The sequence below is a fragment of the Pseudomonas izuensis genome, assembly GCF_009861505.1.
GTDB lineage: Bacteria > Pseudomonadota > Gammaproteobacteria > Pseudomonadales > Pseudomonadaceae > Aquipseudomonas > Aquipseudomonas izuensis.
Map to the genome: position 1 here is coordinate 306,828 of NZ_WTFT01000008.1, position 16,835 is coordinate 323,662.

14 protein-coding genes are annotated in these 16,835 nt (G+C 59.1%); 8 read left to right on the plus strand and 6 right to left on the minus strand.

The features are described 5' to 3' along the window. Nucleotides 1-88 precede the first annotated feature (88 nt). The gene (locus GPL81_RS08405) at nt 89-730 is read left to right on the plus strand and encodes a helix-turn-helix transcriptional regulator (RefSeq protein ID WP_160106376.1); all 642 of its coding nucleotides are present in this window, start codon (nt 89-91) and stop codon (nt 728-730) included. A gap of 107 nt (nt 731-837) precedes the next feature. Here GPL81_RS08405 and GPL81_RS08410 read toward each other — a convergent pair whose 3' ends face one another. The 6 genes from GPL81_RS08410 to GPL81_RS08435 form a co-directional block, all read right to left on the minus strand. After that, the gene (locus GPL81_RS08410; protein WP_160106377.1) at nt 838-1,614 is read right to left on the minus strand and encodes an ABC transporter substrate-binding protein; all 777 of its coding nucleotides are present in this window, start codon (nt 1,612-1,614) and stop codon (nt 838-840) included. A gap of 305 nt (nt 1,615-1,919) precedes the next feature. Continuing rightward, on the minus strand, nt 1,920-2,372 hold the full coding sequence (gene moaE, locus GPL81_RS08415) for a molybdopterin synthase catalytic subunit MoaE (protein WP_160106378.1): 453 nt from the start codon (nt 2,370-2,372) through the stop codon (nt 1,920-1,922). Between the two features lie 3 nt (nt 2,373-2,375). Continuing rightward, nucleotides 2,376-2,618 (minus strand): MoaD/ThiS family protein, encoded by a 243-nt coding sequence (locus tag GPL81_RS08420; RefSeq protein WP_160106379.1) that lies wholly within the window; start codon nt 2,616-2,618, stop codon nt 2,376-2,378. After that, nucleotides 2,615-3,088, minus strand: a complete 474-nt coding sequence (gene moaC, locus GPL81_RS08425; protein WP_034148967.1) for a cyclic pyranopterin monophosphate synthase MoaC — start codon at nt 3,086-3,088, stop codon at nt 2,615-2,617. The genes GPL81_RS08420 and moaC overlap by 4 nt, the downstream gene beginning before the upstream one ends. Nucleotides 3,089-3,350: 262 nt before the next feature. Beyond that, nucleotides 3,351-4,745, minus strand: coding sequence for a PhoH family protein (locus tag GPL81_RS08430; protein WP_096509185.1), 1,395 nt, complete (start codon nt 4,743-4,745; stop codon nt 3,351-3,353). Nucleotides 4,746-5,082: 337 nt separating this feature from the next. Beyond that, a complete protein-coding gene (locus GPL81_RS08435; protein ID WP_160106380.1) occupies nt 5,083-6,204 on the minus strand; it encodes a polysaccharide deacetylase family protein in 1,122 nt (373 codons plus the stop codon). A gap of 267 nt (nt 6,205-6,471) precedes the next feature. Here GPL81_RS08435 and yaaA point away from each other — a divergent pair, with 267 nt between their 5' ends. The 7 genes from yaaA to algG all read left to right on the plus strand — a co-directional run bounded on the left by yaaA (nt 6,472) and on the right by algG (nt 16,830). Beyond that, the gene (yaaA, locus tag GPL81_RS08440; RefSeq protein ID WP_096509183.1) at nt 6,472-7,251 is read left to right on the plus strand and encodes a peroxide stress protein YaaA; all 780 of its coding nucleotides are present in this window, start codon (nt 6,472-6,474) and stop codon (nt 7,249-7,251) included. An 811-nt stretch (nt 7,252-8,062) separates the two neighbouring features. Then, nucleotides 8,063-9,379, plus strand: a complete 1,317-nt coding sequence (locus tag GPL81_RS08445; RefSeq protein ID WP_096509182.1) for a nucleotide sugar dehydrogenase — start codon at nt 8,063-8,065, stop codon at nt 9,377-9,379. 170 nt (nt 9,380-9,549) lie between these two features. Then, nucleotides 9,550-11,031 (plus strand): mannuronan synthase, encoded by a 1,482-nt coding sequence (alg8, locus tag GPL81_RS08450; protein ID WP_096509181.1) that lies wholly within the window; start codon nt 9,550-9,552, stop codon nt 11,029-11,031. A 35-nt stretch (nt 11,032-11,066) separates the two neighbouring features. Continuing rightward, the gene (locus tag GPL81_RS08455; RefSeq protein WP_160106381.1) at nt 11,067-12,236 is read left to right on the plus strand and encodes an alginate biosynthesis protein Alg44; all 1,170 of its coding nucleotides are present in this window, start codon (nt 11,067-11,069) and stop codon (nt 12,234-12,236) included. 15 nt (nt 12,237-12,251) lie between these two features. After that, nucleotides 12,252-13,748: an alginate biosynthesis TPR repeat lipoprotein AlgK gene (gene algK / locus GPL81_RS08460; RefSeq protein ID WP_160106382.1), complete on the plus strand. Its 1,497-nt coding sequence runs from the start codon at nt 12,252-12,254 to the stop codon at nt 13,746-13,748. Beyond that, a complete protein-coding gene (locus GPL81_RS08465; RefSeq protein WP_096509179.1) occupies nt 13,745-15,229 on the plus strand; it encodes an alginate export family protein in 1,485 nt (494 codons plus the stop codon). The genes algK and GPL81_RS08465 overlap by 4 nt, the downstream gene beginning before the upstream one ends. Before the next feature lie 26 nt (nt 15,230-15,255). Continuing rightward, nucleotides 15,256-16,830, plus strand: a complete 1,575-nt coding sequence (gene algG / locus GPL81_RS08470; protein WP_160106383.1) for a mannuronan 5-epimerase AlgG — start codon at nt 15,256-15,258, stop codon at nt 16,828-16,830. The last annotated feature ends 5 nt before the right edge of the window (nt 16,831-16,835 follow it).

The window sequence follows — 16,835 nt, forward strand, 5'->3', positions numbered from 1 at the left end:
GCTGCCCTCGCGTGACGTGCCCACTCGATTGCGGCACACTTTCAGAGCCCCGTTCCACGGGGCGCTGATGCTTCCCGGAGCCCCTTGTATGAATGCACCAGAAAAAGACCCGGCCCAGAACGACGTATCCCTGGATAACTTCCGGGCGATCGCCGATGCCATCGCCACACTGTTCTTCCCCCACGCCGAGGTGGTGCTGCACGACCTGCGCACGCAAAAGGTCGACTACATCGCCAACAACCTGTCGAAACGGGAAGTCGGTGATGACTCGTCGCTGGAGGACATGCTCAGCGATGATGTCAGCGAACGAAATATCGGGCCGTACGAAAAGCTCAACTGGGATGGGCAGAACATTCGCAGCGTCAGCACCGTGCTGCGCGACAGCGAAGGTCATCCGCTGGGCGTGCTGTGCATCAATCTGAATATTTCGCTGTTCGAGAATGCCAAGGCCGCGCTGGACCTGTTCCTGTCGCCGACCAAACTGATCCCGCAACCGGACTCACTGTTTCGTGATGACTGGCAGGAGCGGATCAACACGTTCCTTCATGCCTGGCTGCGCGAACGGCAGCTGAGCCTGAACCTGCTGACGCGTGACCACAAACGGGAATTGGTTTTAGCGCTGCATGCTGAAGGGGCGTTCAAGGGCAAAAGCGCGTCGAACTATGTGGCCAATGTGCTGAACATGGGGCGGGCGACGGTGTACAAGCATTTGAAGGAATTGAAGGGCTGAGCCTTCAGATGTGCATTGGCTGAATTGGCCTCATCGCGAGCAAGCTTTGCTCCCACAGAGAAACGCATTCCCCTGTGGGAGCAAAGCTTGCTCGCGATGGCGGTTGATCAATCGCCGTAGATGTCAGACTTGAAATACTTCTGGGAAATCTTCTGATACTCGCCATTGGCCCGAATGCCGTCGATGGCCGTGTTCAACTGGCTCACCAACTCGGCATTGCCCTTACGCACGGCAATCCCCGCGCCTTCGCCCACGTATTTCGGATCCTTCAATTCCGGCCCGACAAACGCATAGCCTTTGCCGCGCGGCATCGAGAGGAAGTCATTGAGCGGAATGGTGTCGGCAAAAATGGCGTCCAGGCGACCGGCCGCCAGGTCCATGTAGATCTCTTCATTGTTGCCGTAACGCTTGACGTTGATGCCCTTGGGTTCGAACACCTCGGTGGCGTAGCGGTCAGTGGTGGTCGCACGCTGCACGCCGATGGTCTTGCCCTTGAGGCTGGCGTACTGGTCATCCACTACCGCGCCTTCCTTCATCACCAGGCGCGACGAGGTGAAATAGTACTTGTGGGTGAAATCCACCGACTTCTTGCGGTCTTCGTTGATGGTCATGGACGACAGCGCCATGTCGATTTTCTTCACTTTCAGGGAAGGAATCAGACCGTCGAACTCGCCTTCGACCCACACACACTTGACCTTCATCTCAGCACACAAGGCATTGCCGATGTCGTAGTCAAAACCGACAATCTCGCCCTGATCGGTTTTGGAGGCAAACGGCGGATAAGCCGCTTCGATACCGATGCGCAGGGTTTTCTCGGCGGCAAACAGGCTACTGCACGCCAACAGGCTCAGGGCCAGACCGGTGATGAGGGGGAACTTCTTCATATTCGTTCTCTCGCGGGTTGTTGTTGGTTTTGCAAGACAGAAGAAAAAGCAGAAACGGGGAAAGACCTTTTTTGTACTTATAATTCCATATTGGACTTTTACGTATAAACCGTCAATGAGACAAAAAGATTTGTGCCCGGCCGATGGTCGGGAGGTATTTCAGCTGGATTTTTGGTGTCGCGGATGACGCCATCGCGGGCAAGCCTTGCTCCCACAGGTTTGGCGTCGTTCACTATTTTGAGAACAACTCAGAACCTCTGGGAGCAAGGCTTGCCCGCGATGCGTACTTGAGAGCGATGCAGCACCTACTGCTTCCAGCGATCCGCCGCCGCATGATCACTGTCGCGTCCCTCGACCCAACGCGGGCCGTCGCTGGTGTTTTCTTTCTTCCAGAACGGCGCACGGGTTTTCAGGTAATCCATGACAAACGCACAGGCATCGAACGCTGCCTGGCGGTGGGCGCTGGCGGCGCCGACGAACACGATCGGCTCGCCCGGCTCCAGCGCGCCGATGCGATGCAACACTTCCAGCTTGAGCAACGGCCAGCGCTGCTCGGCCTCGGTGGCGATTTTGCCAAGGGCCTTTTCGGTCATCCCCGGATAGTGTTCGAGGAACATCCCGGCCACGTCCAGCCCGTCATTAAAGTCGCGCACGTAGCCGACAAAACTCACCACCGCCCCGACGCCGACATTGGCAGCGTGCATGGCGTTGACTTCGACGCCCGGATTGAACGCCATGGACTGCACGCGAATCGCCATGGCTCAGCCCCCGGTCACAGTCGGAAAAAACGCCACTTCATCGCCATCGCTGACGGGTTCGTCGAGCTGGCACAGGTCTTCGTTGCGCGCACACATCAGGTTCTGTTCGCGGAGCACGTCAGCTCCTTCTCGTTGCGCCAGTAACGCCCGCACGTCGTCGACGGTGGCGAAGTGTCCTTCGACTTTCACCGAATCCATACCCAGCGCTTCACGATATCGGGCAAAAAACTTCACGGTGACGTTCATGGCTGATCCGCCTGGAAATGACCGCTCTTGCCGCCGACCTTTTCCAGCAGGCGCACGCTTTCAATGGTCATGCCGCGATCCACGGCCTTGCACATGTCATAGATAGTCAATGCGGCAACACTGGCGGCGGTCAGGGCTTCCATCTCCACACCCGTCTGCCCGGACAACTTGCAGCGCGCGACGATGCGTACGCTGTCGTCGCCCTCGGCACTGAGCTCGACCTTGACGCCCGTGAGCATCAGCGGATGGCACAGCGGAATCAGATCGCTGGTTTTCTTCGCCGCCTGAATGCCGGCAATGCGCGCCACGGCAAACACATCACCCTTGGGGTGACCGCCGCTGACGATCATCTGCAGGGTTTCGGGCAGCATGCGCACCAGCGCTTGGGCCGTCGCCTCACGGAACGTCACGGCTTTTTCGGTGACGTCGACCATGTTGGCGCGACCTTGGGAATCGAGATGAGTCAGCACGGGATTACTCCTGATCAGGAGCGTCGATTGTAAACCTGCGAGTCAATTTTCCGCACGCGCGATTATCGGGTCACCACAATCCCTGTAGGAGCAAGGCTTGCCCGCGATGGCGGTGTGTCAGTTGATAACAATGCTGACTGATACACCGCCATCGCGGGCAAGCCTTGCTCCCACAGGGGGATGTGTTTGCCATGAAAATGGGGTTTTGTGTCGGGCATGAAAAACCGGGCGGTTTTGAGGCCGCCCGGTTTGGGTGAAGCGGTTACAGATGCGACTCTGCGTATTCAGCCAGAATCGAACGTGGCACCCCTTGCAGGGTGATGTGCACACCGTTGGGGAAATCCTTGAAGCGTTCAGTCAGGTAAGTCAGCCCGGAACTGGTCGCGGACAGGTAAGGGGTATCGATCTGTGCCAGGTTGCCCAGGCACACCACTTTGGAACCGGCGCCGGCACGGGTGATGATGGTTTTCATCTGGTGCGGCGTGAGGTTCTGGCATTCATCGATCAGGATCAAACTCTGCTGGAAGCTGCGGCCCCGAATGTAGTTGAGGGATTTGAACTGCAACGGCACCTTGCTGAGGATGTAATCGACGCTGCCATGGGTGCTTTCGTCATCCATGTGCAAGGCTTCGAGGTTGTCGGTAATGGCACCCAGCCAAGGCTCCATTTTTTCCGCTTCGGTGCCGGGCAGGAAGCCGATCTCTTGATCCAGGCCTTGCACGCTGCGGGTGGCGATGATCCGGCGGTAACGCTTGCTGACCATGGTCTGCTCGATGGCCGCCGCCAGGGCCAGGATGGTTTTACCGGAACCGGCAGCACCGGAGAGGTTGACCAGGTGGATGTCCGGGTCGAGCAAGGCGAACAGCGCCAGGCTCTGATAGATGTCACGGGGTTTCAGGCCCCAGGCTTCCTGGTGCAACAGCGGTTCCTGGTGCAGGTCCAGGATCAGTAACTTGTCGCCTTCGATCTCCTTGATCCAGCCGACGAAGCCCTGTTCATCAATGATGAACTCGTTGATGTGCACCGCCGGCAGGTTGTCTATCAGCTTCACCTCATGCCAGGTGCGGCCATGGCCCTGACGGGTTTCGACCTTGCTTACCAGGTCCCAGAACGAACCCTTCATCTCGTGATAGCCATTGGGCAGCAACGACACGTCGTCGACCAGTTGGTCGGTGCTGTAGTCCTCGGCCGCAATCCCGCAGGCGCGGGCCTTGAGGCGCATGTTGATGTCTTTGGTCACCAAAACCACGGGCAGTTTCGGATCGCGCGCGTGCAGGTCAATCAACTGGTTGATGATGATGTTGTCGTTGAGGTGCTCGGGCAGAATGATGTTCGGCTCGGCGCGCTTGCTCATCAGAATTGACAGCAAACCTTTCGGCCCGCTCTTGCCACGCTGGATCGGCACGCCCTGTTCAACGTCCTCCGGCGAGGCATCGCCCAGGGTCTTGTCGATCAGGCGAATGGCCTGGCGGCATTCGGCCGCGACGCTGTGATGCCCGCTCTTGAGCTTGTCGAGCTCTTCCAGCACGGTCATCGGGATGGCGACGTGGTGTTCTTCGAAGTTCAGGAGGGCGTTTGGATCGTGAATCAATACGTTGGTATCGAGTACATACAGGATTGGCTGGTTGGAAGAAGAGCTACGTCCGTGATCATCCATACTCGGTCACCTTTGTCAGAGCCAGTGGACGCAATACCTGGGCGGTGCTGCGCCTCGAAGTGGCCGCCGATCTCACCTACGGAGACTTAAGTGACTGCAAACAAACGGGTCTTGGGAGACGCCACCTGTGTTGCAGGTTTCGGCGGTCTGTCTTCGTAATACTCCAAAACACATGACAGAAAAAAGCACTTTGACGCTTTTTTGAAGTTTATTTTGCAGAGTGACGAAAAGCCCTTGGCGGACTGCCATCACCCGTTTACAGTCGGAGATCAACCTGCAGCAAAATCCCTCCCAAAATCGCCCATCGTCCAATGTTTATGGGCTTTTGCCTTTTTCATCAAAAGGCACTCTGACAGTCTTCCCAGCCGATACCGCTCTGCGCCGTTTGCGTCATCAACCACGGCAGCGCCGTTTTCACGCCGTCCTGCTTCACATTGAAATTGATCACGCCATGACGCCACAGCAGCATCAGGGTCAGCACCCGCTGCGCGCTCTGATTGGCCTTGAGCTTGCCGGCACCGTCCTGGGCATCGATGTCCCACAGCGCCACGTGCAAACCCTGGGACTTGAAGAACGCCTCAGCATCCGACCGTCGCTGGCCATCGGGCGGACGGAACAGCGGCACATAGTTTTCCGGCAGTTTGCTTTTGACCAGATCGACGCTGCGCCTCACCGAGTCCTGCCAGTCCTGCCAATGGCTGTGGGAACGGAACTCCCAGCCTTGCACACCGATACACTGCGTCGAATAGGTCGCCTGCAAGTTGGCCACCGAACGCTCCGTCAGCCGCGCCTGGATATCCTTGCCCAGAACGAAGAATGTGCCACTCATGTTTGACTTGCGAAGGTACTCGGTGACCCAATCCGTGTTGTCCGGCGCGGCATTGGCGGCGCTGTCGAATGTGAGCAGAAACAGCCGGTCATGCATCGCGTCGCCATTGCGTTCGTAGTCGCCAAAACGATCGACTTCGCTGCTGGCTTGCGGAAACAGGGCAGCCTTGCGCAACTGCTCGTCCAGGTACTGGGCATGAAACAACCGGCTCGGTTCGGCCCACTTGATGTAGTAGCTGTCTTCGCCGATCAGGAACTTTGCGGCTTGTTCACGCAGCGTGGGCATGTCCTCGACCAGAAAACAGAAGGACGCATCCTGATCACAACTCTGCTGGGCGAAATTGAAGCTCGTCAGCAAGCGTTGCCACAGGCGCTGGCGAACGCGGTTGACCGATTCCATGTTGACCGTGCGCAGGCCCAGGCGCTGGGCCAGCGCGGGTTCATCCAGGGATTCGCTGGCCAGCAGCACTCGGGCGAACATGAGGATTTCGGCGCGCGATGCCACGTCGAACAGCGTCGGGTTGTTGAGCTTTTCCGGCCAGGTGCTGCGATCGAGCGTAGCCACCTCGCCCGGCGCCGCCATGGCACCGACGCTCAGAAGCCACGCGACGAGTAGAAAAACGATACGCAATGGGATGTCTCCATAACAAAACCCGCGCGGCACTATAGCTGATCCGCCCTCAATTCCCGCATCACCCCGAATACCCTGTAGGAGCAAGGCTTGCCCGCGATGGCGGTATGTCAGTCGATAAAATGCTGGCTGGTACACCGTCATCGCGGGCAAGCCTTGCTCCTACAGTCTTGTGATATGCCACCGATCATCACCTATGGACTTGATAGCTGGAGTCATTAAGGACAACCCCCTAGAATCGCCCCCACGTTTAAAGGAGACGACTTCATGCTGATGGTGATTTCACCCGCCAAGACCCTCGATTACGAAACACCGCCGGCGACGCAGCGCTTTACCCAACCGCAGTACCTCGACCATTCCCAGGAGTTGATCCTGCAATTGCGCGACCTGACGCCCGCGCAGATCAGCGAGTTGATGCACGTCTCCGACAAGATCGGTGGGCTCAACGCTGCGCGTTTCGGCAGCTGGACCCCGGCATTCACCCCGGAAAATGCCAAACAGGCGTTACTGGCGTTCAAGGGCGACGTGTACACCGGGCTGAACGCGCAAACCTTCAGCGAAGCCGATTTCGATTATGCCCAGCAACACTTGCGTATGCTCTCCGGCCTCTACGGCCTGCTGCGCCCGCTGGACCTGATGCAACCCTACCGCCTGGAAATGGGCACCAAACTGGCCAACGCCCGGGGCAAGGACTTGTATGCGTTCTGGGGCTCGCGCATCAGTGAGTGGCTGAACGAAGCCCTGGCCGACCAGGGCGATGACGTGCTGCTGAACCTGGCCTCCAACGAGTACTTTTCGGCGGTCAAGCGCAATGCCTTGAACGCACGCATCATCAATACCGAGTTCAAGGACCTGAAGAACGGTCAGTACAAGATCATCAGCTTCTACGCGAAAAAGGCGCGGGGCATGATGAGTCGCTTCGTCATCGAGCAACGCATCAACGATCCGGCAGCCCTCAAACAGTTCGACGTCCAGGGTTATCGCTACAGCGCCGAGCAGTCTAAACCGGACAATCTGGTGTTCCTGCGCGATCACGCTCCCGAGTGATTCGACCGGTCGGCGCACAGCATCAAAAACTGCCCTGCGCCGACCATTGATTGACGCCACTTTTCCCGCCTACTTCGCCATTTTTATGGCGTCAAAATTATACCAGCCTGATTTTTAACTTTAGTTTCACTCGACTTCGATCTTTTTTTTCAGTAGTGGCACTGAAAATTTTTATCGGTAGTGGCACAAAACTATCCCCTTCGATAATTCGCCTATATATAAAGGGCGAAACGGCAAGTGCTATCAATATGAGAGCAGTGCCATCTTTTTCAATATTTCAAGAAATTTCAGAAATCATGCTGGGCGGATCGGAACTATGTCCGAATGCACCGCTCATACCACCCGTAACGATTCTTACGAGGCTTGTAGGAGATAACTTACGCAGAGCAGAGATCCATGTAGCGAAGTTGTCACATCAACTTTCGCAGACTAATCCCTGATTTGGGCAACACAGAAACGGACAGGAGATAACCGATGATGACTATCCCCTACAGGGCCAAGGCAGCGCCCCTATAACGTGCTCATCCGAGCACCCGACCGCTTGATTCAACGGGCCTCTGGCCTGGGATCGAGCGCGCAGGACCATTGCACGAATATCTTCTGACATGAGGATTGGCTGCATTACAGGGCAAGTCATAACAATAAGTCCCGGTTACGCACACCTTGAGTGCACTTATTTAGACACTCGTAACTTATATGCCAGAACACGGCATCGTTGCGCCTGTAACACGCACTTGCGAGTGCACTATCACCGCTGAACACCATTAACTCCGGCCATTTAATGGCTTGATAAACACAGAGGTAATTTGCGATGCGCATCAGCATATTTGGTTTGGGTTACGTTGGCGCTGTCTGTGCCGGTTGCCTGTCTGCACGGGGCCATGACGTCGTTGGCGTCGATGTTGCAAAAGACAAGATCGATATGATCAATGCCGGTAAATCGCCAATCGTTGAACCGGGCCTGGGTGAACTTCTGGCCCAAGGTATTCAAACTGGCCGCCTGCGCGGTACCACCAACTTCGCCGAGGCGATTCGCGACACCGATCTGTCGATGATCTGCGTGGGTACGCCGAGCAAGAAGAACGGCGACCTGGAACTGAACTACATCGAAGCCGTGTGCCGCGAAATCGGTTTTGTCCTGCGCGACAAATCCACCCGTCACACCATCGTGGTGCGCAGCACCGTGTTGCCGGGCACTGTCGCCAACGTCGTCATCCCGATTCTCGAAGACTGCTCCGGCAAGAAAGCCGGCGTTGATTTCGGCGTTGCAGTGAACCCTGAATTCCTGCGCGAAAGTACCGCCATTGCCGACTACGACCAGCCGCCGATGACCGTGATCGGCGAGTTCGACAAGGCCTCGGGCGACGTTCTGCAATCGCTGTACGAAGAACTCGACGCACCGATCATCCGCAAGGACATCGCCGTCGCCGAGATGATCAAGTACACCTGCAACGTGTGGCACGCCACCAAGGTGACCTTCGCCAACGAGATCGGCAACATCGCCAAGGCGGTCGGCGTCGACGGTCGTGAAGTGATGGACGTGGTCTGCCAGGACAAGACCCTGAACCTGTCCCAGTACTACATGCGCCCGGGCTTCGCCTTCGGCGGTTCCTGCCTGCCCAAGGACGTGCGTGCCCTGACCTACCGCGCCAGTTCCCTGGACGTGGAAGCGCCGCTGCTCAACTCGCTGATGCGCAGTAACGAGTCCCAGGTGCAAAACGCCTTCGACATCGTTTCCAGCCACGACAAACGCAAAGTCGCCCTGCTGGGCCTGAGCTTCAAGGCCGGCACCGATGACCTGCGCGAAAGCCCGCTGGTTGACCTGGCAGAAATGCTGATCGGCAAGGGTTTCGACCTTCGCATCTACGACAGCAACGTCGAATACGCCCGTGTTCACGGCGCGAACAAGGACTACATCGAGTCGAAGATTCCCCACGTCTCCTCCTTGCTCAACGCTGACTTCGACGACGTGATCAACAACGCCGACGTGATCATCCTCGGTAACCGTGACGAGAAATTCCGCTCACTGGTCAAGGACGTTCCTCACGGCAAGCAAGTGATCGACCTGGTGGGCTTCATGTCCAAGGCCACCAGCGTGACCGGTCGCACCGAAGGCATCTGCTGGTAACCGGCAGGTTGTAAGCGCTTCGCGCTGATCGCCAGCAAGCCGGCTCCTACAGATCACCGCAACCCTGTAGGAGCTGGCTCGCCAGCGAAGGCGTACCTGAGATCGCCATCGCCGGCAAGCCGGCTCCTACAGGGGGCGCGAGACTTGCAACTGACTTTAGGATTCCGATTATGCACAGGCTAAAGCACGGCCTACTCCAGGCCGCCGGTTGGCTGTTTTTTCTAAGTTTATTGATGGGCATCGCCATTGCGCTGCCTGTGTCCACATTCGACTCTGAGTCGAAGGACTTCATTTTCCTGATCGGTATCGTCGGTATCTGGCGCTATTCGATGGGTGCCACGCATTTTCTGCGCGGCATGCTGTTTCTGTACGTGGTCTACCCGCACCTGCGGCGCAAAGTGCGCAAGCTGGGCAAGGCGGCGGACCCGTCCCACGTATTCCTGATGGTCACCAGTTTCCGTATTGACGCCCTGACCACCGCGCAGGTCTACAGCTCGGTGATTCGCGAGGCCATTGACTGCGAACTGCCGACCACCGTGGTCTGCTCCATCGTGGAAATGTCCGATGAGCTGCTGGTCAAGAGCCTGTGGAAGCGTATGAACCCACCGGCACGGGTCAAGCTCGACTTCGTGCGCATTCCCGGTACTGGCAAGCGCGATGGCCTGGCCTACGGTTTCCGCGCGATCTCCCGCCACCTGCCGGATGACCGTGCCGTGGTGGCCGTGATCGACGGCGACACCGTGCTCGGCGAAGGCGTGGTGCGCAAGACCGTGCCGTGGTTCCAACTGTTCGGCAATGTCGGTGGCCTGACCACCAACGAGTTCTGCGAAGTGCGTGGCGGCTACATCATGAGCGAATGGCACAAGCTGCGTTTCGCCCAGCGTCACATCAACATGTGCTCGATGGCCCTGTCCAAGCGCGTGCTGACCATGACCGGGCGGATGTCGGTGTTCCGCGCCACCGTGGTCACCAACCCGGAATTCATCGCCGACGTGGAAAGCGACTCGCTGCAACACTGGCGCCTGGGCCGTTTCAAGTTCCTCACCGGCGACGACAAGTCCAGCTGGTTCAGCCTGATGCGCCTGGGCTACGACACCTTCTACGTGCCTGACGCTGCGATCAACACCGTCGAACATCCGCCGGAAAAGAGCTTCATCAAGGCCAGTCGCAAGCTGATGTTCCGCTGGTACGGCAACAACCTGCGGCAGAATTCCCGGGCCCTGGGCCTGGGGATGAAACGTCTCGGCCTGTTCACCTCGGTGGTGCTGTTCGATCAGCGCGTGTCGATGTGGACCTCCCTGCTGGGTCTGACCGTGGCGCTGATCGCCAGCTTCAAGTACGGCACCGCGTTCATCCTGGTGTACCTGCTGTGGATCGGCATCACCCGCCTGATTCTGACCCTGTTGCTGTCTTGCTCCGGTCACCGGATCGGCCCGGCTTACCCGGCGATTCTCTATTACAACCAGATCGTCGGCGCACTGGTGAAGATCTACGTGTTCTTCCGCCTCGATCAACAGTCCTGGACTCGCCAACCCACTTCTCTGTCCCGTGACCTCGCCAGCTTTCAACGTTGGTTCAACACCTGGTCGTCTCGGACCATGACCTTCTCCGCCGGCAGCATTTTCGTCGCCGCGCTGCTGCTGATGGTCTGACCCACCTTTCTTGAATTAACCCGGAAATCGCCCTTATGAATACCGCCGTCAACGCCAACGTAGTCCATGAATCCGAAGCCCAGCGCCAACACGCCCGGGTCAAAATCCCGGCCAAGCTGCGTTTCTTCGGACCCGACCGTACACCGGTCGAAGCGCGAGTGATCGACCTGTCCGCCGGTGGCCTGGCGTTCAACGCCGGTCAGTTGCCGCTGAAGATGGGTGACGTGTACAAGGCCCGCCTGCAATTCGTCATCGACAACCTCGGCCTGGCCATGGATGTGGAACTGCAGGTGCGTTCCTACGATCGCGATACCGGTCGTACCGGCTGCCAGTTCCAGAACCTGGAACCACGAGATATCTCGACCCTGCGGCACCTGATCACCTCGCACCTGGCCGGCGACATCGTCAGCATCGGCGAAGTGCTGGCGACCCTGCAGCGCGACAACTTCACCAAGGCGCGCAAGATGAAGGACGGCGGCCATGGCATGACCGCGTTCGGGCGCATGAAAGCCGTGACCTTCAGCCTGGGGGTTTTCGTCGTTGGCCTGGCCGCGTTCGGGTTCATTTTCAAGTCGGTGTACGGCATGTACTTCGTCAGCCACGCCCAGGCCGGTCTGGTCAGCGTGCCGGGCGTGAACATCACCATGCCCCGCGACGGTACCGTGCAAAGCCTGGTGAAAGGCGACGGCGTGGCCGCCAAGGGCGCACCGCTGGCGACGTTCAGCACCAGCATGCTCGACGTGCTCAAGGGCCATCTGCAAGACGACCAACTGACACCCGCCAAGGTTGAAGAACTGTTTGGCAAGCAAATGACCGGGACCCTGACGTCGCCGTGCGATTGCACCGTGGCCCAGCAAATGGTTTCCGACGGCCAGTACGCCAGCAAGGGCGACGTGATCTTCCAACTGGTGCCACGCAACACCGAAGCCAATGTCGAAGCGCGCTTCTCCTACCGTCAGTTCGGCGACGTGCGGCCAGGCACCGCCGTGCGCTTCCAGATCGCCGGTGAAGACAAGACCCGCACCGGCAAGATCGTCAGCAGCACCAGCCTGAAAAGCGCCGACCTGTCGTCCGACATCCGCGTCCTGATCCAGCCGGACGAAGCCCTGGACAGCACCCTCGCCGGCCGTCCGGTGGAAGTGAACAGCGACCGCGGCCCGAACCTGAACTGGCTGATCGACAAAGCCATGGCGGCTGGTCTGTAACCGGAGGACATGCCTGTGAAGACCCCTATCCTCAACACACCGCCGACCCTGTGGGAGCGAGCCTGCTCGCGATGGGTTCAGCGTGGTGTCTCTGATGTACCGAGTTGTTTGCATCGCGAGCAGGCTCACTCCTACATGGGAACAGTGTGTGCCTTGGCATTGGCGGTGAGCCTCGCCGGTTGCGCCGGCCTGCCTGACCAGCGCCTGGCCAACGAAGCCCTCAAACGTGGCGACACCGCCACCGCCGCCGCGAACTATCAGCAGCTGGCAGACCTGGGCTACAGCGAGGCCCAAGTTGGCTTGGCCGACCTTCAGGTCGACAGCCACGACCCCGCGCAAATGAAACAGGCCGAGGCGACTTACCGCGCCGCCGCCAGTGTTTCCCCGCGCGCCCAGGCGCGTCTCGGTCGTCTGCTGGTGGCCAAGCCCGGCGCCACCGAAGCCGAACATCACGAAGCCGAGGGCCTGCTGAAAAAAGCCGCAGCCGCTGGCGAAGGCAACACCCTGATCCCGTTGGCGATGCTGTACCTGCAATACCCGCACAGTTTCCCCAACGTCGATGCGCAAAAGCAGATCAGCCAATGGCGTGCCGAAGGCAAGCCGGAAGCGGGCCTGGCCCAAGTGCTGCTGTATCGCACCCAGGGCACCTACGACCAGCATCTGGATGATGTGGAAAAAATCTGCAAAGCCGCAATCAACACCACCGACATTTGCTATGTCGAACTGGCCACGGTCTATCAGAAAAAAGCCCAGCCTGAGCAGCAGGCCGAGCTGATCAAACAGCTGCAGGCGGCGCACAGTCGCGGCACTGTTTCCGCTCAACGGGTGGACAGCGTGGCCCGCGTGCTCGCCGATCCGACCCTGGGCAAGACCGACGAAAAAACCGCGCAGTCGCTGCTCGAACCGATCGCACCGGGCTACCCGGCGTCGTGGGTCACCCTCGCGCAGTTGCTCTACGACTTCCCTGAACTGGGCGATGTCGATCAAATGATGAAGTACCTCGACAACGGCCGTGCCGCCGACCAGCCGCGCGCCGAACTGTTGCTGGGCAAGCTCTACTACGAAGGCAAAATGGTCCCGGCCGACGCCAAGGTCGCCGAAGAACATTTCCAGAAAGCCGTCGGCCGCGAAGTCGCCGCCGATTACTACCTCGGCCAGATCTATCGCCGTGGCTACCTGGGCAAGGTCTATCCGCAGAAGGCCCTCGACCACCTGCTGACCGCTGCACGAAACGGCCAGAACAGCGCCGACTTCGCCATCGCCCAACTGTTTTCCCAAGGCAAAGGCACCAAGCCTGACCCGCTGAGCGCGTATGTGTTCAGCCAGCTCGCCAAAGCCCAAAACACCCCGCAAGCCACCGAGCTTGCACAAACACTCGAAGCCCAACTGCCGCCTGCGCAGCTGGCCGAGGCCCAGCGCCTGTTGAAACAGGAACAGGCGACCCGTGGTGCGCTTAGCCAGAACACTCCGCAACTGCAGGCCCTGCAAGAAGACGGCGAGGAATCCCTATGAAATTGAATCCATTCGTACAGGCTGGCATCGGCCTGACATTCGCGCTGATCTGGTCGTGCCCGACACTGGCCGCGATGACTGAAGAACCGAAGAACTTCGGCCTTGAAGTGAAAATCACCGGCCAGTCCGAAGACGACCGTGACCTCGGCACCCGCAGCGGCGGCGACGTCAATGGCGTCGGCCTCGACCTGCGCCCGTGGGTCTACGGCGAGAGCGGCGCATGGAGTGCCTACGCCATGGGTCAGGCGGTGACGTCCACTGACATCATCGAGACCGACACCCTGCAACAGTCCGACGGCGCCGAGAATACCGACAACAGTGATCGCCAGACCAAGAAAAACTACCTGGCGATGCGTGAATTCTGGGTCGGCTACAGCGGCTTCACGCCCTACCCTGGCGAGATCCTGAAATTCGGTCGCCAGCGCCTGCGCAACGACGACGGCCAATGGCGCGACACCAACATCGAAGCGCTGAACTGGACCTTCGACACCACCCTGTTGCGCGCCAACGCCGGTGTCGCCGAACGCTTCAGCGAGTACCGCACCGACTTGAAAGAGCTGGCGCCAAAGGACAAGGATCGCCTGCACGCCTACGCCGATGCGGCATATCAGTGGACACCGGGCAACTGGGTCGGCATTCGCGGTCACCACACCCATGACAACGGCAAGCTCGACTACCCGGAACCGGGCGTGCCGGCCGATTCGCTGGACAAGAAACAGAACGGCGACATCAGTTGGCTGGGCCTGACCGCTGACAGCGACGCCTACAACTGGCGCAACACCAACACGGTCAATTACTGGGGCAGCATCACCGGCATGCGCGGCGACACCGATACGGTCAACCCGCTGAACGCCGATGGCACGCCTCCGACCGAAGCCAAGCGCGGTGAAGACCTCAACGGCTGGGCCACCGATGTCGGCGTGCGCTTGCGCCTCGATCCGCAATGGCAAGTCGGTGCGGCCTACGCCCGTGCCAGTGCCGATTACGAACAGAACGGCCTGGAAAGCAACCGCTCGAACTTCACCGGCACCCGCTCGCGGGTGCACCGTTTCGGCGAAGCCTTCCGCGGCGAAATGAACAACCTGCAAACCGCGACGCTGTTCGGTTCGTGGATGCTCAACGACGAATACGATGCCAGCCTGATCTACCACAAGTTCTGGCGTGTCGACGGCAACAAGCCGGTCGGCAGCAACGGCATCAACGCCGTCGAGAACAACACCGACGACGTCACCGGCGCCGTGCTGTCCAGCACTTCGCTGCCGCTGAACGATGGTGAGAAAGACATGGGTCAGGAGATGGACCTGGTGGTCACCAAGTACTTCAAACAGGGCCTGTTGCCGGCGGCGTTGAGCCAGTCGATCGACGAGCCTTCAGCCCTGGTGCGGTTCCGTGGCGGCGTGTTCAAGCCTGGTGACGCCTATGGCAGTCAGGTCGATTCGTACATGCACCGCGCGTTCATCGACGTGATCTGGCGCTTCTGATGCACATTGCGAAGGGAGTCTCCCAGATGAATCATCAAGCCCGAAAAGGCTCGATCAGCCTGCTGGCCGGTGCGATGCTGCTGGCCAGTACGGTTGCCTTCGCCAATGTGGAGCCGGCCGCGAAGCCAGTAACCATGGGCAAGGGGCTACAACAGGCCAAGACCTACACCGTCAGCAGCGCGCCAACCGAGCCTCTGGAACTGGCCACGCCGAAACTGCCGGACCTCTCGGGCTACACCGCCGAGGCCATCGCCGCGAAAATCGTGCGCAGCAAGGTCGGCAAAATCAGCGTGCGCCGGATGATGCAGGAAGACGCCCTGAAGGACTTCATCGGCGGCGACAACAAGATGGCCGAGTGGGTGGTGCGTCAGCACGGTATCCCCCAGGCGATCTTCGTCGACGACGGTTACATGAACCTCAAGGACCTGGCGAAGAAGCAACCCAAGTACGTCATCGAAACCGCACCAGGGGTTTACCTGGCAAAGTTGCCGATCGTGGTCGGCCGCCACGGCATCCTGGAAATCGACAAACAGACCCAGGAATTGCGCCTGTCCCAGGAGGCCGGTTCGTTCCTGGTCAACGACGGCCAGCTGTTTGTGCGTGACACTAAAATCACCGGTTGGCGCGAGAAGGATAACGGCCCGGCAACGTTCAACTCGCCCAAGGAATTTCGTCCGTTCCTGCTGGCCTGGGGCGGCACCGAGACCTACATCGCCAACAGCAAGATCGCCAGTTTCGGCTACGCCAACAGTAAGTCCTACGGCGTGAGTATTTCCCAGTACACGCCGAACATGGCCAAGGTGCTCAAGCGTCCTGAACCGACCGGCTGGATCGTCGGCTCCGAGTTCTCGGACATGTGGTACGGCTTCTACTGCTACGAAACCCGCGACTTCGTGGTCAAGGGCAACACCTACAAAGACAACATCGTCTACGGCATCGACCCCCACGACCGTTCCCATCGTTTGATCATTGCCGACAACACGGTGTTTGGTACGAAGAAGAAGCACGGGATCATTATTTCCCGTGAGGTCAACGACAGCTTCATCTTCAACAACCGCAGCTACGACAACCACCTCTCAGGGCTGGTGATCGACCGTAACAGCGTGAACAACCTGATTGCCCACAACGAGATCTACCAGAACCACACCGACGGCATCACCCTCTACGAGAGTGCCGACAACCTGCTGTGGGGCAACAAGGTGCTCAGCAACCGTCGCCACGGTATCCGCATTCGTAACAGCGTGAACATTCGCCTCTACGAAAACGTCGCCATGGCCAACGGCCTGACCGGTGTCTACGGGCACATCAAGGACCTCACCGACACTGACCGCGACATCAAGCTCGACCCGTTCGACGCCCAGGTGTCGCTGATCGTGGTCGGCGGCGAACTGGCGGCCAACGGCAGCGGCCCGCTGTCCATCGACTCGCCGTTGAGCGTCGAGCTGTATCGCGTGTCCATGCTCGCGCCGACCAAATCCAGCGGCATCAGCTTCACCGGCATCCTTGGCGAGCGCCAGGATGAAATTCTCGACCTGCTGGTACGCCAGCAGAAAGCCGTGCTGATCGACCCTGTCGAACGCCAGACCGAAATGCAGGACTGAGGATA

Excerpts from the sequence above, each read along its gene's own strand:
- GPL81_RS08405 (WP_160106376.1), top strand. The coding sequence starts at position 89 with ATGAATGCACCAGAAAAAGACCCGGCCCAGAACGACGTATCCCTGGAT.
- GPL81_RS08410 (WP_160106377.1), bottom strand. The coding sequence starts at position 1,614 with ATGAAGAAGTTCCCCCTCATCACCGGTCTGGCCCTGAGCCTGTTGGCG.
- moaE (WP_160106378.1), bottom strand. The coding sequence starts at position 2,372 with ATGGCGATTCGCGTGCAGTCCATGGCGTTCAATCCGGGCGTCGAAGTC.
- GPL81_RS08420 (WP_160106379.1), bottom strand. The coding sequence starts at position 2,618 with ATGAACGTCACCGTGAAGTTTTTTGCCCGATATCGTGAAGCGCTGGGT.
- GPL81_RS08430 (WP_096509185.1), bottom strand. The coding sequence starts at position 4,745 with ATGGATGATCACGGACGTAGCTCTTCTTCCAACCAGCCAATCCTGTAT.
- yaaA (WP_096509183.1), top strand. The coding sequence starts at position 6,472 with ATGCTGATGGTGATTTCACCCGCCAAGACCCTCGATTACGAAACACCG.
- GPL81_RS08445 (WP_096509182.1), top strand. The coding sequence starts at position 8,063 with ATGCGCATCAGCATATTTGGTTTGGGTTACGTTGGCGCTGTCTGTGCC.
- alg8 (WP_096509181.1), top strand. The coding sequence starts at position 9,550 with ATGCACAGGCTAAAGCACGGCCTACTCCAGGCCGCCGGTTGGCTGTTT.
- GPL81_RS08455 (WP_160106381.1), top strand. The coding sequence starts at position 11,067 with ATGAATACCGCCGTCAACGCCAACGTAGTCCATGAATCCGAAGCCCAG.
- GPL81_RS08465 (WP_096509179.1), top strand. The coding sequence starts at position 13,745 with ATGAAATTGAATCCATTCGTACAGGCTGGCATCGGCCTGACATTCGCG.
- algG (WP_160106383.1), top strand. The coding sequence starts at position 15,256 with ATGAATCATCAAGCCCGAAAAGGCTCGATCAGCCTGCTGGCCGGTGCG.